The organism is Mesorhizobium sp. M0904, assembly GCF_040319475.1.
Taxonomy (GTDB): Bacteria; Pseudomonadota; Alphaproteobacteria; order Rhizobiales; family Rhizobiaceae; genus Mesorhizobium.
In genome coordinates this window covers 67,550-88,799 of the sequence record NZ_JAMYOC010000028.1, presented here as the reverse complement: position 1 = coordinate 88,799, position 21,250 = coordinate 67,550, and the positions used below count along the sequence as shown (strand labels likewise).

The following is a 21,250-nucleotide window of genomic DNA, read 5'->3' as shown; positions in this document are numbered from 1 at the left end:
AAACCGCACAACGCGTTCACGCAAATCGAGCGAATAGGGCTTGGGCATGGCAAATCACCTCCTTAAGGAAGTGAATCACAAACCCCACGTTAGCGGAATCCTTCGCGATTCAACCTGAATGTCCGACGCTCTAGGATATCGCGCACAACAGCCTTGGTGGCATTCTGGACGTGAACCATGCGGGCTTTACCGCCACGCTCGACAAGACCGATAACGGTGCGCTTCGGCTTCATCTTGCGCTTCAAGCGCGGCTGGCCTTTGCGCTGGGGCGAAAGGTAATCGCGGTCGACGCGTCCAATGTAGGTCTCGTCGGCTTCGACGGTCTTGCCTTCGCCACCAAGTGGGCCAGCCGACTTCACGTCTTCCGCCATCGCTTCGCGAATGCGGTGCGCCATGAACCAAGCGGTCTTATAGGTGACGCCCAGCATACGGTGTAGCTGGTGAGCGCTCATGCCTTTCTTGGACGAAGCCATGAGGAACGTTGCCAGAAGCCACTTGTTCAAAGCGATCTTGGAGCGCTCGAATACGGTGCCGACAGTGACGGTAAATTGCTCACGGCATTCCATGCAGTTGTACAGGCCGGGACGGTGCGCCTTGCCTACCATCTTGGTGATACGGTCGGGATTGGCATTGCCGCAATGCGGGCAGTTAGGGCCATAGGGCCAGCGCTGCGCCTCCAGATGGATGCGGGCGGCGTCGGCGTCTTGGAAGATTGGGCTGTCGAGTTTCATGGCTGGGTGTCCCTGCCATGTTTGTAGCAGACGGCTCATACTTTGTCATGTATATAATTAGGATGATAATCCTAGGTGGGGCGATTCCTCAACGGAGATCGCAATGGCTAGGACCAAACTTTCCAAGCAGCTTTCACAGGCTGAAATCGAGCGCTTTCTGGGGGAGGCGGAACGGCTGCACAAGAGCATCGTCCAGCCGCTTCTATCACCTACCAGCAACCATTACCGGGCTCTCCAACGCACCCATGAAGGGCTGTTGAAGACGGTGAAGGATATCACGGGTAAGGATGCGCCGTTCATTCAATGGTTCGGAACAGGACCGGTGAATTAGACCCGACTTGTAGACTCCAGGCCGCAAACGTCGCATTCTCTCTTCGGAGGGAAGGGGCGTGGGCAACCATCGCTATCAAGACAACTCCTGGCTGGCTTTCTTGCCTTCGAATCGACCCTGCCGCTGTCGGCGCAAGATCAAAGCCGATATAAGCCACAAAACGGGCGAGCGCATCGATCATGATCCCGGACAGGAATTATTACTGGGACATGCGCCTCAACCTGTTGAAAGGCGAGCGCTGGTTTTGTTCGGAGGAAACCGCGCGCACGGCGGCGACGTCGTCGAGTTTCTCGACGTAACTGCGGCGCTTGACGATGATCCGTGCGAAAAATCTGTCCAGCCTGCCGTCCTGGCGGGCGCCCGCGCGCCTGACGACGCGCACCAGGTGCTCGTGAACCGAGCCCGCTTTTCTTCGGCAAGCTCAGGCGGTCTCGGCCATTCGGCTTCGCCCCTTGGCGTGGGCAGCCCTTCGGGCTGAGACGGCCGCCGCCCTTGCGGGCGGCGGGGTTTGTCTGTTGGCCTTTCCCGGTGGCGCGGGGTGGGCGGCACTCCCTTCTAGGCCCGCCGCGGCAGCCCGCAACCCTTCGCGTGCCGCTCAGGGTCCTCCTCTTCGTTCCGGTCCTTCGGATGCGGTCCGCCTCCCACGGCGGGCCTTTCCGGTCGCGACTCGCCGCCCACCCCGCTTCCGGGGAAAGGCGCGGCGATTGGCGAGCGGAGGATGAGACGATGCATGCAAACAGCAAGCGTTCCGCCAGCGGAGAGGCTGGCGCAGGCAAGGGCGGGCGCCCCGGCGCCAGCCTTTATCAGGAGATCACCGACCGCATCATTGCCGAACTGGAGCGCGGCACCGTGCCATGGGTCAAGCCATGGGGCAGGGCAAAGGCAGGCCTTGGCCTGCCGAAGAATGCGTCCACGGGGCGCACCTATTCCGGAATCAATATCCTCATCCTGTGGGGCGCGGTGATCGAGCGCAGCTATCCCAGCCAGAACTGGCTCACCTTCCGGCAGGCGCTCGTGCTTGGCGGCAATGTCAGGAAGGGCGAGCGCGGCACGACCATCGTGCATGCCGACCGCTTTGTCCCCAAGGACGAGAAGGAGCGCGCACGCCACGAGGGCGATGAACCACAGGCCGTGCCTTTTTTGAAGCGCTTCACCGTCTTCAATGTCGCGCAGTGCGATAATCTTCCGGAAGACCTCTATGCCGCCGCCGAGCCGCTGCCTCAGTGCGAGATCGTGCCGCAGGCCGAGACGCTCATTCGCGCCAGCGGTGCGGATTTCAGGGTCGGCGGCGATCGCGCTTTCTACATGCCGGGCAGCGACCACATTCAGGTGCCGCCGCAGCCGGCGTTCCATCACCAGATCGACTATTACCGGACCTGCTTTCACGAGCTTGGCCACTGGACCGGCCACCCGACGCGGCTTGCTCGCGACCTCTCCGGCTCGTTCGGCTCCAAGGCTTACGCGCGTGAAGAATTGGTCGCCGAAATCACTGCCGCCTTCGTCTGCAGCAATCTCGGTATCGAGCCGACCGTGCGTCATGCCGATTACATCGGCTCATGGCTAAAGGTGCTGCGCGAGGACAACCGCGCGATCTTCCGTGCCGCCAGTCTTGCCTCCAAGGCCGCCGATTTCCTGCTTGGCCTTCAGGCCGATGCCGAAGGCGAGTCGCAGGAAGGGATTGCGGCATGACGATGCGCGATCCTCAACTGACCGCGACCGAGCCGACGCCGCAAGGCGAGCAGCTGCTCATTCCCGGCGTTCGGCCGATCACCACGCGCGATCGGCTCACCCTCCTGATGGACGCGCCGATGTGTCCGCGCGCGGCGCAAAAACCGCTCGATATCGGCCTCTTCGATGAAGCCAGCAGAAATCAACTCGACCTGTTCTGACAAGGAGTCTTTCCATGATCCTGATCACCGATCCACTGCGCGCACGACTGCTCGCCAATGGCGCCGCCGACGCCGACATCGACCATTTTCCCGTTGTGAAACTGTTTAATCCGACAGGTGCCGCGACGTGGCTTTTGAGCGAACTCGACGCCGATGGCGACACGCTGTTCGGCCTTTGCGATCTCGGCTTCGGCTTCCCCGAACTCGGCAGCGTCAGTCTGGCCGAGCTTGCATCCGTAAAAGGTCCGCTTGGCCTCGGCATCGAGCGCGACCTGCATTTCCAGGCGCGCTTTACGCTCTCCGTCTATGCCGAAGCCGCCCGCATTTGCGGCCACATCACCGAGGCCGAGCGACTTCTGCGGCAGGCAGCAGACGCCCTGTCAAAGCCCCATTCCGAGCTTCCGCCCGACACGGCGGAACAGCAGCGCCGATAGGCGCAAAAACCGTCCCGCCGCGCCGGCCTTCGGCCTCTGCGGCGGGACAACCTCAACCAAAGCGAAAGAGAGTAACCATGCAGCTTGCCCACATCCCCTTGGATCAGCTCAATATTTCCGCGCTCAACATGCGCCATGGAAAACGCGCGCCCGACATATCCGACATCCTGCCGTCAGTGCGTGCGCGCGGCGTGCTGGTGCCTCTCCTTGTGCGGCCCAACGGCCAGCCGGAAACCTTCGAGATCGTTGCCGGCAGGCGGCGCTATTTCGCCGCGAAATCGCTTGCCGACGAGCGCGGCGAAGGCGATCCCTTGCCCTGCGCCATCATGGAGGACGGTGATGACGCCGATGCGATGGAAGCTTCGCTGATCGAAAACCTCGCCCGCCTCGATCCTGACGAAGTATCGCAATGGGAGACGTTTTCGCGGCTCGTCAGGCAAGGCCGCACCGTTCCGGACATCGCTGCGACCTTCGGCATCACTGACCTGAAGGTCAAACGCATTCTGGCGCTTGGCGACCTCTTGCCCAAAATCCGCGAAGCCTATCGCCGCGAGGAGATCGACGCCGAGACGGTGCGCCATCTCACCATGGCGTCCAAGGCGCAGCAGAAGGACTGGCTGGCACTCTGTGCCGATCCCGATCAATACGCGCCGCGTGGCTTTCAATTGAAGCAATGGCTGTTCGGCGGCCAGTCGATTTCCACCAAGGTGGCGCTGTTTGCCATCGACGAATACCCCGGCCTGATCACCTCGGACCTGTTCGGCGAGGACAGCTATTTCGCCGATGCCGACCTGTTCTGGCAAAAGCAGAACGAAGCGATTGCCGCCAGACGCGACACCTATCTCAACGACGGCTGGAGCGAGGTGGTGCTGCTGGAACCGGGCCAGTATTTCCACCCATGGGACCACGAGAAGACCCCGAAGAAGAAGGGCGGCAAGGTCTTCATCGCGGTCACGTATCGCGGCGAGGTCGAGTGTCACGAGGGCTGGCTGTCACGCAAGGAAGCCCGCCGCGCCCGCGAGGGCGGTGAGCAAGAAGAAACAGCCGCCAAGCCGCCGCGCCCTGAAGTCACCGGCCCGATGCAGAACTATGTCGATCTGCATCGCCATGCCGCTGTGCGCGCGGCCATGCTCGACCATCCCGCCGTGGCGCTGCGCCTCGTGGTGGCGCACGCCATCACCGGTTCCGGCCTGTGGCAGGTGCGCCGTGAGCCACAGCGCGCAGTCAACGAAACGGTGACTGCCAGCCTTGCCGGCTGCAAGGCCGAAGCTGCATTCGGCAAAAAGCGGCGCGAGGTGTTGGCCCTGCTCGGATCACCGGATGAGGATGGTGGCGTGGTCGCCGGCGGCAATAGCGACGCCTTTGCTATCGCCGGCGTCTTCTCGCGCCTCTTGGCGCTCTGCGACGACGATGTCATGCGCGTTCTCACCCTTGTCATGGCCGATACGCTTGCAGCCGGCAGCGCCGTCATCGAGGCGCTCGGCAACCATCTGAATGTCGATATGGGCGCATGGTGGCAACCGGACGACGCCTTCTTCGACCTCTTGCGCAACAAGGAAATCGCCAATTCGATGCTGGCCGAGGTCGGCGGCAAGCTGGTCGCGGATGGCAATGTCGCCGAGAAGGTCAAGACGCAAAAGAAGATCATCCGTGACTTCCTGGCGGGCGAGAATGGCCGCCTCAGGGTCGAGACCTGGCTGCCGCGCTGGATGAAATTCCCGGCCGAAAGCTACACCAGCCGCGGCGGTTTCCGCACCGCCGATCAGTGGGCACAAGTGCAGCCGCTGTTCGTCCGCGAATAATCGATCAGGACCCAAGCGGCGGTTCTTTCGAGTGCCGCCGCTCAGGTTGCGCGCGCCGCTCCGGACGGCGCCGGCTGCCGATTGGTCGTCTTGTCGAGCCAGTGCCGCGCGCGAGAAATCCCGACGCCAACTCGCCCCCATTTCGGCAGCCCTGCACCACGCCGGGTTGCTTGCCGAGGCGCTCCGCGCATGGGCCAATTACCGATCCGGTTGGCGACAGAGCCCCCGCAGCCAGCGCCCTGTAATGCCGCCTGCTCGTTTGTGTCATCGGATCGCGCCACCTGTCTCCATGTGTCTCAGGAACCATTCCCCTGCGGCTGGCTTGACGACCTATGGGCGGATCCGGCCCGCCCGAAACCCTCGCCAGCAGCTTTTTTCCCCGCCGCCTGCGGCGGCTTCCTCGCGCCGCTTCGCTTCAAAAAAGCTGCCCGCTCGGGTCCTCCGCTATCGCTGCGGCCGTCCCGGTTCCGGCGGTCCGGACGCGCCCATCACGGTCTCGCCATCGCAGGGGAATGGTCCCCGGCGAGCACCAAAAGGAGACTGAAATGACCGCGATCGGATACGTCACCAAACAGGAAAACGGCGGCTACAAGGGCCAGCTCAGGACGCTTAGCGTGCGCGCCGACATCGACATCGTGCCCAATCAGGCAAAGAGCGCCGACACCCATCCCGACTTCCGGGTGCTGACGCAAGGGGTCGAAGTAGGGGCCGGCTGGATCCGCACCGGCGAGACCTCCGGCAAGGAATATGTGAGCCTGTCGATTGCCGCCCCGGAGTTCGGCCCGCGCGCAAGCTCTACGCCAATCTCGGCCGCGCCGCCGGCCAGGATGATGACGACACATACGCCATCATCTGGAACCCGGTCGACTGAACCGCCTGCCTCGAGCCTCGCGCCGCAACCGGCGCGGGGCTCTTCTCAAGAAGGGGCGGCGAAAACTCGCCCCCCACTCTTCGCCCGTCCCCAAAACGATCTCCCTCGCCGATCCTCGCCTTCGCTTGTCCGGAACGAAACGAGGACCATCATGGACGACGAAAACGAACGCGCGGCCCGCGCGAAGAAGGGCAGTCCGTTTCTCAACACCGCGCAGGCCGCCTTCTATATCGGGCTATCCCAGCGTACGCTGGAGAAGATGCGGCTCAAGGGCGGTGGCCCGCAATTTCGCAAGCACGGCCGCTATGTCCGCTATCACATCGACGAGCTCGACGACTGGTCGAAGGGACGCGCGCAGGAGACCAGGCCCGAGGATGGCGGGCACAATTCCGGCTCGGCCGGTGAGGGAGGCCGCTCATGAGCCGGCGTCCCACTATCCGTCTGATCGGCAGCCATCTGCGGCGCATTCGGGCGCGCAAGACGATCGCCGTGGCCACAATAGGCCTCAGCCTGATCGGCTTCGCCGCTTTCGACAACCCATCGCCCTGGCTGGTCTGGAACGCCTCGGCCAGTGCGCCGGTCGGCCTCTATCGCGTCGCGTCCGGATCGCCGGCTCGTGGCGATCTCGTGCTCGTCCGCCCGCCAAAACCGGTCGCCGATCTCGCCGCCGAACGCTTCTATCTGCCCAGCAACGTGCCGCTGGTCAAGCGCCTTGCCGCGCTGCCTGGCGAGCATGTCTGCGCCTTCGGCGACGCCATCATCATCGGCGGCGAGATTGTCGCGCGCCGGCTGGCAACCGACACGCAGCACCGTCCGCTGCCTTGGTGGAATGCCTGCCGCAAGCTCGCCGCCGACGAGTTTTTCCTGCTCGGCAGCGATAGAAACCGCTCCTTCGACAGCCGCTATTTCGGGCCGGTGCCGGCCGAAAATATTGTCGGGAGGCTGGTGCCGCTATGGACCGAGTAACCCTCCTGATGCTGGGCATGGTCGCGATAGCGCCATGCGCCTGTTCCGCCGCGACCGACGCTCAGCCGGCCGCCATCTCCCGTGGTCCGCAGCTGGCAAGATGGCAGCCCTTGGTAGCCGAAGCAAGCCGGCGTTTCAGCATTCCACAGCCCTGGATTTATGCCGTCATGGATGCCGAAAGCCGGGGGCAGACAATGCTGGACGGACGGCCGATCGCCTCACACGCCGGCGCCATTGGCCTCATGCAGGTGATGCCCGGCACCTACGAGGAGATGCGCGCAGAGCTTGGCCTGGGGGCCGATCCGCACGACCCTCGCGACAACATTCTGGCAGGCACTGCCTATCTGCGCGCCATGTATGACCGCTTCGGCTTTCCCGGCCTGTTTGCCGCCTATAACGCTGGGCCGGACCGCTACGAACAGCATTTGCAGCGTGGGCGACCGCTGCCCAGCGAGACGGTTTCGTATCTGGAAGAGCTCAAGGCGGCGGGGATCTCGGCCGCCGACATGGACGCGTTCACCGGCAAATCCCGTTCCGGAAAAGCGCCGGAAATCCCGTCCGGGCAGTCGCTGTTTTTCCTGCGAAACGGTGTTTCCGCGACCGATCCGAATGGCCAAATTGTGGTGCCGCTCGGATCGGAGCGAGCAAGGTCAGGCCGGCCGGATCGCAGGTGAGGGCAGGGGTACCGTGGGTCGGGCGGGGCAGGGATGCAGGGAGGCAGGTCCGCGGAAGGCAAGATAAAGGCATCGCCTCCTGGAGGCGGCGAAGTCTTTGTCTGCACATCGTTTTCCACGGAGGCTGCCTTCAGCGTCAGGAGAGCTGCAGCCGACAAACCTCTGATATTGCTTAAGATTACTAGGAGGCTCAATGCAGGATGAAGAGTTCAAGCCGAGCCTGGGCAAAATCGGATCGCGCGGCTCGAAGGCAGGCAAGCGTTTCGCCGGCCAGATCCGCGCCGCGATCAACCGAGCCGGCGGCGGCAGCGGTCGCCGTGGCCGCTTCATCGGAAGCCGGGCGGGGCGCGGCGGGGCTGCTGCCGCCGTTCTCAGAGCGCGCGACCCCCACGCGGCGTTTCGGCAGCGGCGCGCCGTCGTCAAGGCCCGTATCGTCAAGCTGGCCGGCAAGGGTGTTGACGGGGCACGTGCACACCTTCGCTACCTCCAGCGCGACGGCGTGACCCGCGAAGGCGAGCCTGGCGAGCTCTATAGCGCCGACAGCGACCGCGTCGATGGCAAGGCCTTCATCGATCGTGCCGATGGCGACCGGCATCAGTTCCGCTTCATCGTCGCCCCTGAAGACGGCATCGAGTATGATGACCTGAAGCCGCTCACGCGGCGCCTCATGGCGCAGATGGAAGAAGACCTCGGCACTAGGCTCGACTGGGTGGCCGTCGATCATTTCAACACTGGTCATCCGCATACCCATATTATCGTCCGCGGCAAGGACGACCGCGACGAAAACCTCGTCATCGCGCGGGACTACATCTCGTCTGGAATCCGTGAACGGGCGGCCGAGCTGGTCAGCCTCGACCTTGGCCCGAGAACGGACCGCGAGATCGAGCAACGCCTGCGCCAGGAAATGGAGCGGGAACGCTTCACCAGCATCGATCGGCAGCTGCTCCGCATGCGCGACCATGAGGGGCATGTCTCACCGGCCAGCCGAGACACGTTTCGCCAGACGCTGCACCAGGGCCGCCTGCGCAAGCTCGAGCGGATGGGTCTGGCTGAGGAAGTCGGCTCGGGCCGCTGGCGCCTTGATGGCGAGCTTGAAGCGACACTGCGCCGCATCGGCGAGCGGGGCGACATCATCAAGACCATGCACCGCGAACTGACCGGCAAGGGGCTCGCCCGCAGTGCCGCCGACTATGTTGTCCATGATCGATCTGCAGAGCAGATGCAGCCTGTCGTCGGCCGCATCATTGCGCGCGGCCTGGCCGACGAAATCACTGACCGCCATTACCTCGTCGTCGACGGCGTGGACGGCAAAAGCCACTATGTTGATATCGGCAAAGGCGAGGCCACCCAACCGACGCCAGAGGGCTGCATAGTGCGGGTCACGCCGAGCGACACCGGGCCAAGGCGAGTCGACCGCACAATTGCCGAGATCGCCACAGCCCATGACGGGCGCTACAGCATCGATATCCATCTCAAGCATGACCCGTCGGCCACCGAACGCTTTGCCGAAACGCACGTGCGGCGACTGGAGGCGATCCGCCGGGCGACCGGTGGTGTCGAGCGCGAGCCGGACGGCACATGGACTATCGCGCCGGACCATCTCGACCGCGTCGCGGGCTACGAGCGTCAGCGAGCGAGGGCCGAGCCTGTTGTCGTCGACAAGCTCTCATCAATGCTGCTGGAGAGCCAAGTCAGCTTCGACGGCGCCACCTGGATCGACCAGGAGCTCGTATCAGCTCATCCTGAGCCCTTGCGTGACTCTGGGTTCGGTCGCGAAGTACGTCAGGTCCAGGCCCGTCGACAGCAGTGGCTGATCGCGCAAGGTCTCGCGCATGAAGCCCAGGATCGGGTCATCTATCGCGCGAACATGCTTTCGATGCTGCGCCAACGCGAGTTGAACCGCGTGGCCGGCCAGTTGTCGAACGAACTCGGTCTGCCCTATTCTGAAGCCCAGAGTGGAGATCGAATAGAAGGCACGCTCCGCCGCTCCGTCGAGCTCGCCGGCGGAAAATACGCTGTCATCGAGAAATCGCGCGAGTTCACGCTGGTGCCATGGCGGCCGGTGCTTGAGCATCATATCGGCAAGGAGGTTTCCGGCGTCGTGCGTGCAGAGGGGATTTCATGGACCATCGGCCGGCAGAGAAGCGGACCAAGCATTTCGTGACATGGCCTACACAACTTCTTTTGCCCGCGTTGAACTTAGTCCGGACGGAGTTCGCCTGCTAATTGCCCGCGGCATTGATTTGGCGAGGGATAAATGGCTGCAGGACATTCTGGTGCGCTTCGAGCGCATGCGCGGCAAGAACGTGCTGTGGCAGCCCGGCATGGATCACGCCGGCATCGCCACGCAGATGGTGATCGAGCGCCAGCTTATGGAGAAGCAGATCCACCGCCGTGACCTGACGCGCGACGAGTTCATTGAGAAAGTCTGGGAGTGGAAAGCCGAATCCGGCGGCGCGATCTTCAACCAGTTGAAGCGGCTGGGGGCCTCGGCCGACTGGAGCCGAGAACGTTTCACCATGGACGAGGGCCTGTCCAGGGCGGTGCTCGAAGTGTTCGTCACGCTCTACAAGGAAAGGCCTGACCTACAAGGACAAGCGCTTGTCAACTGGGACCCGAAGCTCTTGACCGCGAGTCCGACCTTGAGGTCGAACAGCAGGAGGTCAACGGCAATCTCTGGCATTTCCGCTACCCCGTCGAGGGCGAGGTTTTGGATCCGGAAAATCCTAAACCTTCATCACCGTGGCGACGACCCGCCCGGAGACGATGCTGGGCGATATGGCGGTCGGCGGTGCATCCCGACGACGAGCGTTTCCGGCATCTTGTCGGCAAGAACCTCATCCTCTGCCGATCGTCGGCCGCAGGATCGCGGTGGTGGCGGACGAGTATTCTGATCCGGAGAAAGGCAGCCGCGCGGTCAAGATCACGCCGGCGCACGACTTCAACGAATTTGAGGTCGGCAGGCGCCAGAAGTTGCCGGCGATCAATATTCTCACCATAGAGGGGCGGTCACCCTCACGGACAATGACGACTGTCTCGCCGGGCTGGAGGTGGCGCCGTAGCGCCATGCGGTCCGGGACGAGCTCGACGGTCTGACGCTTACATCTCGCCGAACTGGTCCAAGCAAGCATGAATTCCATAACCAGGCGCCGACGTGGAACTATCTCGTCGTCCACGCCCACGGACGCATCACTGTCCGGGATGATGAGCGCTATGTGCGCCGTAACGTGGCGAAGCTCACTCACATGCATGAAGCCTCGCAGCCTGCCCCGTGGAAGATGGGCGACGCGCCGAAGGACTTCATTGACACGATGGTGAAGGCGATCGTCGCCCTGGAAATCGAGATCACCAGCCTGGTTGGTAAATCAAAACTCAGCCAGAACAAAGAGGTGCGCGACATTCAGAACGCTGGTGAAATGCTGAATGCCCGAGGCGTCAATGGGATGGGAGAAGCGATGCTCGCGGTTGCGGCGGCCAAATCCCAATAGCAACTATCTTGTCCCGACAAGCCGCTGGTGCTGGATTTCCAACGGGTGACCTTGAGAGACAAATGCTTCGGCTCGCCGGAAACGCGACCAGCATCTGACCACCCGCTATGCGGCAGATGGACAAGAACTCAGGCCGCCATCGCCAGCCACATCCGCAATGCCGCCGGATCGATGGAAGCTGCTTACCCCGCCAGTCTCTCCGGTCATGCCGCCTGCGTCGTTAATACCTTGAACAGCAGCCTGGCGGTTAAACCGCCTTGCGTGTTCGGTATGGCGGCACAGCGGTTTGGAGATCGGCGAACGCCACGCCCCACGGTAGCGATGCCTCGCATGACCAAGCAGCGGCATGTGCGGCAGGCTTGCACCCGCTTCAGATGCGAGACGGGTCAAGACAATCATCCTGCACAACGCCACGCGGCGGTGAGCCGGTTTCGAAAAGGGCCGGCCCCGGCCGTTCATACAAGTGGAGTTGGGGGCGCGGGGCCGGATCAAGCCTATCGCGTTGGACCCGCCGGGACCGCGCGTACATCATCCCGGCAACGCCAGGCGCTCGCCTCGCGTCATGCGGGCTTCGGCTTGGCGCGCCGAATGTCTGGACCGGCATCGCGGAGCAATGGCGCACCAGTCTACGACATGGTGCGTAGTCGCCATGCTGCCCCTGGCCAGATCGTAGATGACCTCGGCTTGTTCGCCATGGCGAGCCGAAGCACGTTGATGGCCGTGCCGGGTGATGCGCCGTCCCAGACTATCATCCCAAAATCGGCGCGCGCCATCTCCCGGTCTTTGGCGGCGTAGATCCAGTATCCTCTAGCACCTTCAGGAGACGGGACCCGGTAGGCAGCCCAGTCGCCCAGATCATTGCGGGGTTCCTTGGCCGCATGGAAGACCCCGACATGTTTGTAGCCGTAGCCCGCGAGCAGGCCCTGCGCCTCGGCATCGGCTCCAGACGCGTCGCCAATCAGCACGCCGTGCACGGCAACAACGATTGGGCGGATCCGAGCGATGGCAGGTTCCGTCAGCTCAAATATCTCGCGTGAACCCCCTATGAATATCATCGACGTTCATGACTTTCCCTTCTCTCCAGGGCTCCCTCGCTCTGACCGCCGTCTCCCTCTGGCCCTGCGTGAGGGGTCACCCGAACGCCGAGACGGCGAAGCCGGCTCGGGGAGCGGCGGGACGCCGCAACTAGACCCCGGTCGGCGGCAGGCCGGCGCGCAGACCTGCCGTTTCCGGAGGCGCTACGCGCGCGGAGCTAGTGGCCTTTGTCGGCCAGCCAGAGGCTCACGTCCTGGATCGAGCGCATGAGCACCGACGGATTGTCCCGCGCGGGAATGAAGCCCCAGCTCTGCCAGTAGCGCTCTGCCTCGTGGTCGATCGCCCGCACCACCACCGCGCGGCCGCCGACGATGTCGGCGCCGGCGACGCAGCGATACAGCGCGTCCTTGACCAAGCCGCTACCGACGCCTTGTCCGGCATAGCGGTGGTCGACGGCGAGTTGTCCGATCAGCAGGCAGGGGATCGGATCGGGCGGGCGTCCGGTGCGGATGGCGCGCGGTGCGCTATTTGGCTGGATCACGCCCGGCGCGAGGCCGTAATACCCGACGACTGTTCCCTCGTCGTGAACGACCAGGACGCGGGTAAACCCGCGGGCCTGGTTCGTTCGCGCGAAGCCGGCCAGCCAAGCATTGAGCGCCGGCTTGCCGCAATCGAAGCTGTCGAGGCGGTGTGCGTGGTCGAGGAGTTCGATGCCTGAAAGCGCCACCTAGCGGTCCCAGGGCGGGGACCGACGCAGCCGCTCGGCCGCCTTCGCCGGGGGCGCAGCGGCCGGGGCTGAGATCGCCTGCATGAAGGCGTCATAGGCTTCCGGGGACACGCGGATGACGGTTTCGTTGAGGATGGCCGCCTGCGCCTCGTGCAGCGCGGCGCGCCGCATGAACTCCGTGCGCGACAGGCCGAGCAGCTCCGCGCCGCGGTCGATGATGGTGAGATCATCGTCGCGAAACCGCATCGAGACGGGTGCTTCCTTCCTGGTGGGTGTGGTGGCCATGGCGCGCTCCTGTGCTGCGGACGTATATACGTTAGTGTAACGCGGAACGCAATACTACGTTCCCTGGCGACGTCTCGGCGGATGGTCTCAGGATTTCTCGCCGCATCGGTTCTTCTCGGCTTCTCGCCCCAGTCGCCATTGCCGCAACCCAGAGCAAGGTGGCTTTGGTCAGCTCCGGCGGATCAATTAGTTAGAAAGCGCATTTGTTTTTGGCGGCCGGATGAGCGGGTCCAGAAGCGAAGTCGCTGCCATGACTGTCGCCGGACGAGCCCCGGCTATCCCGAAGCTGATGAACATCTGACGCGATGGCGACTTTCGGGCCGTCACGCCACAAAGGAGGAACGGCTATGAAGGCTGGGCGGCGGCACTTTCATTCTCAGGCGCCGCTCTATGCCACCTGTCGGCCAATGTGACATCGCCACTGCGGTCCTTCGAACAAGTCGATTCGATTCTGAATTTCGGCCTTTAGATGATTGTAGCGATTGAATCAGCGACAAGGGCTGGGCAATCGCGGTTGTGGTGACCGCGAGCCACTAAGCTTGTGCCGTACCCTTACAATGATTCATCAAGGCGTTTACCTCGGCAATCACGAGATCCGGCGTGATGTCGAACTTGCATCGGACTTTGACCGGACAATGCCGCACTTGGTCCAGACCACATCCGCGACATTCAATAACACTCATAAGCATGCTGACCAAGGGACCTCGAAACCCCCAAATCTCCGGTAGATGTGACGCCGTGAAAATGCCGATAGTAGGGCGGCCAAGCTGGGCAGCGACATGGCCGGTGCCTGAATTGTTCGAAACGACGAGGGCGGCCGAATTCACGAGACAATTGAATTCCAATTCTGACAAGTCGACAGCCGTCCGAATGTTCGCGGCCCCACGTTCCCTAGCGATCCTCGCAACCTCCTCAAGCGCTTCCAGGCATTCGCCACGGCCAACGAGGACCACCTCACCACGGGTCGAAAGAGCAGCGACAACTTTGCCAAAACTTTCAATCGGCCAATCTCGCAGGCTGGAATTGGAGAACGGAGCCACGACAATCGGGGCATTGCCTGTAGTCGAATTCTGTGGGTGACCCGCTCCGCTTTCGAAATAGGCAGCTGCCTTTGCGACCAGAAAGAGGAGGATTTCTGACACATGCTGGAGACGCACCTGCTTACGGTCAATGAACCAATCAAGCCATCTACGGGGGATTTTGTTAGCAAGCCCTATTTTTTGGACCAGCTTGTAGAAAATGGTTCTGCGCAGTTTCAGATTGAATGGCGCTATCGCAATATCGATCTGATGCATGCTGTACGGATCAACTATCGCCGCACGGTGCCTGGCGGGAACTTCAAGCAAGATCGGCCTTGTTTCTTCCGGAACACGCATATCAATGGCAAGATCAAACTCGCCGGTCAGCAGCGGCCTTATGTCCGCGGCTTCTTTGCGCGTTTTGACTTTTGGGTTGCGAGGAAAAAAGTCAAAAGCAACGTGATCGTCGGCGAGGTCGAACTGTTTTGCAGTAGCGATATTCCAGCTTCCCACCACCAGCGTAATGTGGGCATGCGCAAAACGCTGACGAAGGTCCTTTAGAGGCCCTAGAGACATCCAAAAGTCGCCGACATGATCAAGCTTGAGGACCAAAATTCTCATCCTTGCGCTTGACTGTTCCGGCTCTTCCCAGCTGCGGTATACAATTTGATTGCCGTCGTGCTTTGTAAAATATGCCATTGCCATTCCGAAGATTATACGGTCAACACTGATAGCCCAGTGACGCGTGTGTAGGTTGGAGTGCTCCCCACTTTGTCCGCGTCTCCGCAAGAATTCTGCCATCAGATCCAAGCCGCGCTCCAGCAGGAGCTGTTGGGCGAAGTCTGCATCTCTAGCGATGGTAGCGCGCCAAGAAAGCCAGCTATGTCCCGACCCGCAATGTGAAGGGCTTCGTCACGGTCTCGCATGCAGTGAGTTCGGCAACGCCGAGTAGACGGTGATCGCCAAGCCGCCGTCCCCAGATCTCGGAGCATAACGGCAGTGGCCTCGCTCTTTGGTCGATGCTGATCCTGAATGCGACCGTCGCCGCCGGCGACGACACCGCCGGCCGCATTGACCGTCTCGGGCACGTGGTCCCGCATCACGGTCGCTAGCAAGGACCCGCCGCAGCCGCTTTTTTCTGCGCGTCCGGTCGTCCAAGGTGAAGTGGACGAATCAACCCTGTGATGAAGTCGACTGCCTGCCAGCGGTGAGGTGGCAGGCGGCATCGATGAACACCATTATTCGCCGAGCTTGGATAGCGGCACCTCTATCACGCTGAGAGCCTGTTATGCTGGTCCAGCGTTTGATCGCAGTCTTGATCCATGCGAGCAGCTTGTGAGGGATGCAATCGAACGAGGCGCTGCTCCCACAGCCGTCGCAGGCCCTCCATCAGAGCTTCACGCTTATCCTGATCCGGCGCAATTGTATTGAGGAGATCTCCCAACACGGCTTCGCCCTCAATCCGCATCAGCAGATTAAACAAGTCGTGTGAAATTCGTACACTGTCACTGCTGAAGTGGGTCGTGCTGATCTCGCAGTGAGTCTCCCGACGATCTGGCGCTTTGTAAGCGCGGGTTTGATGGAGGGACACATAGGGCGGCAACGAAACCGCAAGCGCAGTCCAATCCTGCAGCGTTGCAGCCCGCTTTTTTACCAGGAAGGGCCCGACCACAAGTCCATCCAGCTCTGTCGTCAGAAAGGTGGCAATCGCGTCTGCAACCGAATCCACGATCGGTTCGGCATTGTTGTTAAAGGACGTATTGAGCAGAATTGGAGTGCCTGTGCGCTTCTTGAACGCATTGATGACCTCCCAGTACGCGGGATTGGCGTTGCGCGATACTGTTTGCAGGCGAGCGGTACCGTCGACGTGCGTGATGGCACCGAGCAAGGCGCGCTTTGAGTCACGCACGCGAACGACGAAATTCATGAATGGAAATTCGTGCCTACCGTCCGGGAGGTCGAAAAATTCGCTCGCATCCTCCTCCAGCACAGATGGCGCGAAGGGCCGATAGCCTTCGCGCTTCTTGACCATCGCATTGATCCGGTCCTTGTTTGCGGCGGGCCGAGGGTCGGCAAGAATGCTGCGGTTGCCCAGCGCACGTGGCCCAAACTCCGAACGACCCTGCACCCAGCCGATCACGGCGCCGTTGGCGATCCAGTCGGCTGCACTGCTTGCCACGTCATCAGAGCGTTCAACCTCGAGATGTCCGGCCCATGCATTCAGTTCCTGTTGCACGGCGCGCTCGCTCCCGAGATCAGGACCCCAATAGACCCCCTGCAGTCGCTCACACGGCGCGGGGCGGCCCATCTCGTTAGAGACTATCAGCGCAGCTCCCAATGCGCAGCCAGCGTCGTGAGACGCGGGTTGCACGAAAATGTCTTCGAAAAGCCCTGAATACAGCAGCTTACCGTTCATCGTGCAGTTGTGGGCCACCCCCCCCGCCAGGCACAACCGCTTCATGCCGGTGGCCTCACGGTGATGCCGGAGAATGTGGAACACGATCCGCTCAAGCGCTTCCTGCAGTGACGCACTCACATCTCGATGCTGCTGGGTGAAGGGCATTCCCTTTCGCCTGACCTCGATATTGCGGAGCAACGCCGGACCGATGCGGTCGAGGTGAACACGGTAGCCACCGCCGTTGGCGGAGAGCTCGTAGAACTGCTCGAAGAGCTCGCGATAGGGAGCGGGGTCGCCGTAGGGCGCGAGTCCCATTACCTTATACTCGTCGAACAAGCCGTAGCCGAGATAGCGGATCGTCTCGAGATAAAACAGCCCAAGAGAATTGTTCTCGGGGAAAGCCTCGAGTTGCGTAATTTCTGTGCCAGACCCTACCGCCAAGAGGCCCGATAGGAAATCACCAGAGCCATCAATCGCTAGAATGAGACTTTGTTCGAAGCCCGACATTGCAAAGGCGCTCACGGCGTGCGCCTGATGATGACTTACGAATGAAATACGCGAACTGTCCAACTTAGTGCCGAACTCACGCGTTAACAGATCCTGCACCAACGTTTTAGCATCCAACGGAATGGAGAGAATGTCCGGGTGGGATGCGGACATACCTTCAAGCATGGCGTTGGCATAGGGCTCGCTGGCGTAGAGCGCGACACGATCAATGTCGTTGAGCTGAACCCCCGCCGCTGACAGACAGTATTGAATCGAACGAATTGGGAGCTTGTTGGAGTGTTTCATCCGATTGAGGCGTTCCTCTTCGACGGCTGCTATCACCCGTCCGTCTCGGACGAGCACCGCGGCGCCATCGTGCATAAAGGCGTTCCGAAGCTCGAATCGGTTTTCATGGACTTGGTCAAGTCCGCCGCTAATTCCTAGACACAGCATTTCTTTCTCCACATAGTGACGGGCAAGCCAAATTGGCCTGCCTCAGACCGTTTCCAACTAAATAGGCCGCGTTGTCGCTTGCAGCTGCAACCGCCTGTCAGGCATCACCGGCATCAAAGAACGCCTCATAAGGGTCCGCCTGAATCAACATGAGATGCTTCGATCGTGGCGCCTGCCATTCCATGACGCCGAGAGCTTGGCTGGATCATCGAATCTTGAGCGGCTGCTGACTTGCATGCCGGCGATGCCGTTTTCATCTGCAGCACGAACTTGTGACGCGGGCTGCCTATATCCTTGCGAAGGGGCGGCTGTTGACGAATAATGCCGCGCCGTGAACTGGCCCGATTTCATTCCCCGAAAGACCGTCGCACAGGCGACTGACATGTGCTGCACTGTCCGCCTGCTTCCCGGTCGCACATCCGATAACGCCTTCGCTTGTGCAGGAGGCCGCATCGCGTCATTCGTCGGCCAAACATGGCACCGACTGGAAGCCCGGCAATACCGCGTAGATGTAAAGTGCGCTGATGTTGTATGGTAGCGCTGCCGGCCGGGTCTCCAATCCGCTGCCCAAACGAGCGGACTGCCTGCGGCAAAAAGCCCGCCACAAGCAGAATCGCGCTGGGCAGCTGGCTCGCCTGCAAGACTTCGCAGCTCAGGAACATTGGGGACGACTAGCGTCGAACCGCCGACATGATCGGCCAGTTGCAACTCACTTCTCGGCACGACCTCCACTGCACGTCAGGGCGCATGGAAGATTTTCTCCTTTGGATGGGTGACCGGTGCGGACGTGCTTTTGTCCATGCAAGATTTCCGAAGAGTTATGAAATCGTTTGTTTCGATCAAAGTCATCCACGCTATGAATAGCTGCCGGACATGCGCTTCAAAGGGGCTTCAGGCTTCCCGGATGGCTACTCCGATTCGAAGCGCGTGGCATTCCATGCGCTCTATGACAACATTTTTCAGCAAAGGGTATGAGAGCAAACCCACACTTCTTTTTCAGAAGTCGCTTCGAAGCAGCCGAGGCCTTGATGGGCTTCTTCACCAAGTTCGGCGATGGTGCCGCAGACATTCTTCCTCTTTCCGGGCTGAACAAGCGCAGAGTTCGCGCCTTGGCAGTGTATCTGGGCGCTCCGTCTGATCTTGTTGAAAAGATCCCGACCGCCGACCTGGAGAACCTCGTCCCGGTCTCACATACGATGAGATTGACGACTTCCTCGAAGGCCAAGAGATCAACGAGGCGGCGCACAGGCGTATACTTCATGCGCATTCCAGCACAGCCCATAAGCGAGCGCTTCCCGTCACAACGATTGCCATGACGGGTTCGATATTTAGGCATCGGCAATAGCGTCTCAACATACACGATCGATGGGCTTGCCGCAGTTAGGCAGCTAGCGGCCTGAATTACCGCTGGAGCGAAGCGCTGCTCTTTCAGCCCGCATGCGGTCATGAGGTTGACAGTGTCGGCACGTATCGCCGAGGCCGGCACGCGAACTCATTCTCCCTGAATGCCTGCTCTATCGATCTTCCGCAGCGTACCCACTTGACCGGTCGCTTCGACATTCCAGGCACCTGGATTCTAGCCGATCCTTGCCGCTCTCCTTCGGCCGGTCGCAATGCTGGACGTGCGGCCGTTACGCGATGCAGAGCTGGTTGTCAGATGCGTGACTGCTGCGCGAACTGCAGCACCGGGTGAAGAACAACCTGCAGATGATCACCGCGCTGATCCGGCTGGAAAGCCGCAACGCGACCGAGGCCGACCGGAGACGGTTTGAGCGGCTCGCCGGTCGCGTCGACGCTCTGGCGATCCTCTACCAGACGCTAACGGCCGACGAGCCGAAGGAGGAGGTCGATCTTGGCGTCTATCTCAGCCAGATCGCGTCCGCGGTGATGAGCTCGCATGCAGTCGAGGGGATCCGGCTGGATATGAAGGTGGATACATATCCCGTGTCAATAAACGTCGCCATGCCGGCCGGGCTGGTCGTAAACGAATTGCTGACCAATTCACTAAAGCATGCGTTCCGGGGCCGCGATGGCGGCACGATAACACTGCACAGCGTCGTCGATGGCGACGGCTGCCGGGTTATAGTGGCGGACGACGGAATCGGCCTGCCGGAAGGCGAGGTGTGGCCCAAACCAGGCAAGCTCGGAGCGCTGATCGCGCGATCGCTAACCGAGAACGCCAAGGCGCAGCTAGCCGTCGAGTCCAGCGCCAACAAAGGGACGAAGGTGACCATCGTTTTCAAGCGGTCGGCGGCAGCAAGCTGAACGGTTGCTGTCGAACTAGCAGGCTGGCGGCTGGCTTCATGTCGCGGCTTTGAGCAGGTGGCTGCAAATAGGCTAGGTCGCCCTTCACGGCCTGCTTCACATGGTCGAGGTCTTCCATTATGCTCCAGGCTTGCTGCTTCTGACTTCGGCGGCCAGTCCATCCCCACCTAGCGGAAGGCACTCCCGCCTGATTACGTTGCGGCTTGAGTCTTGACGGCGGGGGCACCTGACGCCTTCGCGCTCATCACGCGCGGGCCGGCAATTCAGCAGCGAGTCATCGCTTGGCCAATCTTGCCGAGGACGAAGGTCTAACCTACAAATAAAATTGGTCCGACTGTTCGTGGCCGGAGGTAACCGCGAATTTGCGCTATCGGGACAGGAGAGCAGTGCTGTAGGCAAACCGCGATGCGTGCATTCGTTCGATTGGTTCTACGATTATCCTGACGCCTGGGGTGACCAGTTGCACCAGTATTTCCTACTACGCGCAATCTTTGTAGGGTCATGTGCAGATCATCGCGGCCCGCCAAGACATCGGAAAACTGATCGACGATCCTTCAACCCCTGAGATATTGCGCGCCCGAATGGCATCGGCGGCCGCCATATAATAGTTTGCGGCAAAGACGGCCGCGATCGAACGGCTGAGGACGCGCTCGCCAACAGATTGCGCGACAGACGATGGGGTGGATACCGCGGATACGACGCCTGGTTCGATGCTCCGATCAACAACGCGAAGCTCGCCGCGACTTCCGTCTACAGCGATTCGGTTCAAAGGCTTGGCGCGTTGGACAAAGCTCGCCGCGCCGAAGCGCGATGCATAGAAGCCGGGATAGTCGCCCGAACACAAGTCGAACAAGCGGAGTGGTCGACCGTTTCGTCCTCCCCGGGGACGAGCCGGTTGCTCTGGCCTGGGGCGACCTGATGGGTCTTGCGGAGCACCGTCTCCAGCATGGCGATCAGGTCTTCGGGAAGTATGGCCTCATTCTGCACAGACGGTTTTGCGTGGCTGTTACGGATGCCGGCGGGCACGGTGGCGATATGGCGGTCCTTTCGATCGAGCGGCTCGCCACGCTGCGTATAATTCCACGCCAGGGAGGAGAGACGGCGCTCGATCGTCGCCACAGAGTTTGGTTTCTTGTCTCTGTAACCTTTCTGGATGCACAGGCCGTGATGTAGAGGCCGACGGTCTGCGGATCAGGCGGCAACACCTCCGAGGTGCTGCCGGCGCGCCCAGGCGCAAAAAATCCGCTCTCGACCGAGCGGCGTCAGACCGGTATTCTTATGAATGTTCATCCGGTCCCCCTGGAGTCACTGAAGCTCGACAATCTCAGCTTTCCCGGTTCGGACCGGATGGACAAGCTACTGAAAGCTCACAACTAGCTACCAATGCGATCAGCTT

At 61.4% G+C, this 21,250-nt stretch carries 17 protein-coding genes and 6 pseudogenes; 16 read left to right on the top strand and 7 right to left on the bottom strand.

The genetic code is table 11. The features are described from left to right. Window positions 1-125 precede the first annotated feature (125 nt). Window positions 126-731, bottom strand: a pseudogene (locus tag NKH80_RS25760) (IS1595 family transposase); the annotation flags it as partial. Between the two features lie 103 nt (window positions 732-834). Between NKH80_RS25760 and NKH80_RS25755 the strand changes: the two are divergent. The 13 genes and pseudogenes from NKH80_RS25755 (at window position 835) to NKH80_RS25695 (ending at window position 11,186) form a co-directional block, all read left to right on the top strand. Next, the gene (locus tag NKH80_RS25755; protein WP_352783949.1) at window positions 835-1,062 is read left to right on the top strand and encodes a hypothetical protein; all 228 of its coding nucleotides are present in this window, start codon (window positions 835-837) and stop codon (window positions 1,060-1,062) included. 58 nt (window positions 1,063-1,120) lie between these two features. After that, window positions 1,121-1,540 (top strand): hypothetical protein, encoded by a 420-nt coding sequence (locus NKH80_RS25750; RefSeq protein WP_352994377.1) that lies wholly within the window; start codon window positions 1,121-1,123, stop codon window positions 1,538-1,540. Between the two features lie 248 nt (window positions 1,541-1,788). Continuing rightward, window positions 1,789-2,751: an ArdC family protein gene (locus NKH80_RS25745; RefSeq protein ID WP_352994374.1), complete on the top strand. Its 963-nt coding sequence runs from the start codon at window positions 1,789-1,791 to the stop codon at window positions 2,749-2,751. Continuing rightward, window positions 2,748-2,951, top strand: coding sequence for a hypothetical protein (locus NKH80_RS25740; protein ID WP_352502724.1), 204 nt, complete (start codon window positions 2,748-2,750; stop codon window positions 2,949-2,951). Before NKH80_RS25745 ends, NKH80_RS25740 begins: the two co-directional genes overlap by 4 nt. Window positions 2,952-2,965: 14 nt before the next feature. Then, the gene (locus tag NKH80_RS25735) at window positions 2,966-3,385 is read left to right on the top strand and encodes a DUF2958 domain-containing protein (protein WP_023800968.1); all 420 of its coding nucleotides are present in this window, start codon (window positions 2,966-2,968) and stop codon (window positions 3,383-3,385) included. Between the two features lie 77 nt (window positions 3,386-3,462). Further along, window positions 3,463-5,187 carry a ParB/RepB/Spo0J family partition protein gene (locus tag NKH80_RS25730; RefSeq protein WP_352994371.1) on the top strand — a complete coding sequence of 575 codons (1,725 nt, stop codon included), beginning with the start codon at window positions 3,463-3,465 and terminating at the stop codon, window positions 5,185-5,187. 545 nt (window positions 5,188-5,732) lie between these two features. Beyond that, window positions 5,733-6,058, top strand: a pseudogene (locus tag NKH80_RS25725) (DUF736 domain-containing protein). Next, window positions 6,015-6,479, top strand: a complete 465-nt coding sequence (locus NKH80_RS30165; protein ID WP_502900998.1) for a helix-turn-helix transcriptional regulator — start codon at window positions 6,015-6,017, stop codon at window positions 6,477-6,479. Before NKH80_RS25725 ends, NKH80_RS30165 begins: the two are co-directional and overlap by 44 nt. Then, window positions 6,476-7,024, top strand: coding sequence for a signal peptidase I (gene lepB, locus NKH80_RS25715; RefSeq protein WP_352994369.1), 549 nt, complete (start codon window positions 6,476-6,478; stop codon window positions 7,022-7,024). Before NKH80_RS30165 ends, lepB begins: the two co-directional genes overlap by 4 nt. Beyond that, window positions 7,012-7,698: a lytic transglycosylase domain-containing protein gene (locus NKH80_RS25710; protein ID WP_352624434.1), complete on the top strand. Its 687-nt coding sequence runs from the start codon at window positions 7,012-7,014 to the stop codon at window positions 7,696-7,698. The genes lepB and NKH80_RS25710 overlap by 13 nt, the downstream gene beginning before the upstream one ends. A 193-nt stretch (window positions 7,699-7,891) precedes the next feature. Continuing rightward, on the top strand, window positions 7,892-9,862 hold the full coding sequence (gene rlxS / locus NKH80_RS25705) for a relaxase/mobilization nuclease RlxS (protein ID WP_352502719.1): 1,971 nt from the start codon (window positions 7,892-7,894) through the stop codon (window positions 9,860-9,862). Between the two features lie 82 nt (window positions 9,863-9,944). After that, window positions 9,945-10,745 (top strand): annotated as a pseudogene (locus NKH80_RS25700) (class I tRNA ligase family protein); the annotation flags it as partial. Window positions 10,746-10,790: 45 nt separating this feature from the next. Further along, window positions 10,791-11,186, top strand: a complete 396-nt coding sequence (locus NKH80_RS25695; RefSeq protein ID WP_352453596.1) for an FMN-binding negative transcriptional regulator — start codon at window positions 10,791-10,793, stop codon at window positions 11,184-11,186. A gap of 626 nt (window positions 11,187-11,812) precedes the next feature. On the opposite strand, the gene NKH80_RS25690 is transcribed toward NKH80_RS25695, so the two are convergent. The 5 genes from NKH80_RS25690 to NKH80_RS25670 all read right to left on the bottom strand — a co-directional run bounded on the left by NKH80_RS25690 (window position 11,813) and on the right by NKH80_RS25670 (window position 17,589). Then, window positions 11,813-12,241, bottom strand: coding sequence for a hypothetical protein (locus tag NKH80_RS25690; protein WP_352994366.1), 429 nt, complete (start codon window positions 12,239-12,241; stop codon window positions 11,813-11,815). 197 nt (window positions 12,242-12,438) lie between these two features. Continuing rightward, window positions 12,439-12,948 (bottom strand): GNAT family N-acetyltransferase, encoded by a 510-nt coding sequence (locus tag NKH80_RS25685; RefSeq protein ID WP_352502717.1) that lies wholly within the window; start codon window positions 12,946-12,948, stop codon window positions 12,439-12,441. Further along, on the bottom strand, window positions 12,949-13,233 hold the full coding sequence (locus NKH80_RS25680) for a type II toxin-antitoxin system TacA family antitoxin (RefSeq protein ID WP_352453587.1): 285 nt from the start codon (window positions 13,231-13,233) through the stop codon (window positions 12,949-12,951). It lies immediately after the preceding gene. Between the two features lie 533 nt (window positions 13,234-13,766). Then, window positions 13,767-14,951: a glycosyltransferase family 9 protein gene (locus NKH80_RS25675; protein WP_352994363.1), complete on the bottom strand. Its 1,185-nt coding sequence runs from the start codon at window positions 14,949-14,951 to the stop codon at window positions 13,767-13,769. Between the two features lie 571 nt (window positions 14,952-15,522). Next, entirely contained in the window at window positions 15,523-17,589 is a 2,067-nt protein-coding gene (locus NKH80_RS25670; RefSeq protein ID WP_352994383.1) for a carbamoyltransferase family protein, read from the bottom strand. Window positions 17,590-18,602: 1,013 nt separating this feature from the next. Between NKH80_RS25670 and nadE the strand changes: the two are divergent. From nadE to NKH80_RS25655, 3 genes and pseudogenes are all read left to right on the top strand, one after another. Next, window positions 18,603-18,934 (top strand): annotated as a pseudogene (gene nadE / locus NKH80_RS25665) (NAD(+) synthase); the annotation flags it as partial. A 320-nt stretch (window positions 18,935-19,254) separates the two neighbouring features. Beyond that, window positions 19,255-19,854 (top strand): annotated as a pseudogene (locus NKH80_RS25660) (histidine kinase dimerization/phosphoacceptor domain -containing protein); the annotation flags it as partial. A 661-nt stretch (window positions 19,855-20,515) separates the two neighbouring features. Beyond that, on the top strand, window positions 20,516-20,773 hold the full coding sequence (locus NKH80_RS25655) for an aminopeptidase (protein ID WP_352453904.1): 258 nt from the start codon (window positions 20,516-20,518) through the stop codon (window positions 20,771-20,773). 2 nt (window positions 20,774-20,775) lie between these two features. On the opposite strand, the pseudogene NKH80_RS25650 reads toward NKH80_RS25655, so the two are convergent. Beyond that, a pseudogene (locus NKH80_RS25650) lies at window positions 20,776-21,093 on the bottom strand (integrase); the annotation flags it as partial. Window positions 21,094-21,250 lie beyond the last annotated feature (157 nt).

Coding starts and splice junctions, on each gene's coding strand:
- NKH80_RS25745 (WP_352994374.1), top strand. CDS start 1,789: ATGCATGCAAACAGCAAGCGTTCCGCCAGCGGAGAGGCTGGCGCAGGC.
- NKH80_RS25730 (WP_352994371.1), top strand. CDS start 3,463: ATGCAGCTTGCCCACATCCCCTTGGATCAGCTCAATATTTCCGCGCTC.
- NKH80_RS25755 (WP_352783949.1), top strand. CDS start 835: ATGGCTAGGACCAAACTTTCCAAGCAGCTTTCACAGGCTGAAATCGAG.
- rlxS (WP_352502719.1), top strand. CDS start 7,892: ATGCAGGATGAAGAGTTCAAGCCGAGCCTGGGCAAAATCGGATCGCGC.
- NKH80_RS25735 (WP_023800968.1), top strand. CDS start 2,966: ATGATCCTGATCACCGATCCACTGCGCGCACGACTGCTCGCCAATGGC.
- NKH80_RS25680 (WP_352453587.1), bottom strand. CDS start 13,233: ATGGCCACCACACCCACCAGGAAGGAAGCACCCGTCTCGATGCGGTTT.
- lepB (WP_352994369.1), top strand. CDS start 6,476: ATGAGCCGGCGTCCCACTATCCGTCTGATCGGCAGCCATCTGCGGCGC.
- NKH80_RS25740 (WP_352502724.1), top strand. CDS start 2,748: ATGACGATGCGCGATCCTCAACTGACCGCGACCGAGCCGACGCCGCAA.
- NKH80_RS25690 (WP_352994366.1), bottom strand. CDS start 12,241: ATGATATTCATAGGGGGTTCACGCGAGATATTTGAGCTGACGGAACCT.
- NKH80_RS25675 (WP_352994363.1), bottom strand. CDS start 14,951: ATGGCATATTTTACAAAGCACGACGGCAATCAAATTGTATACCGCAGC.
- NKH80_RS25670 (WP_352994383.1), bottom strand. CDS start 17,589: ATGCTGTGTCTAGGAATTAGCGGCGGACTTGACCAAGTCCATGAAAAC.
- NKH80_RS30165 (WP_502900998.1), top strand. CDS start 6,015: ATGATGACGACACATACGCCATCATCTGGAACCCGGTCGACTGAACCG.
- NKH80_RS25710 (WP_352624434.1), top strand. CDS start 7,012: ATGGACCGAGTAACCCTCCTGATGCTGGGCATGGTCGCGATAGCGCCA.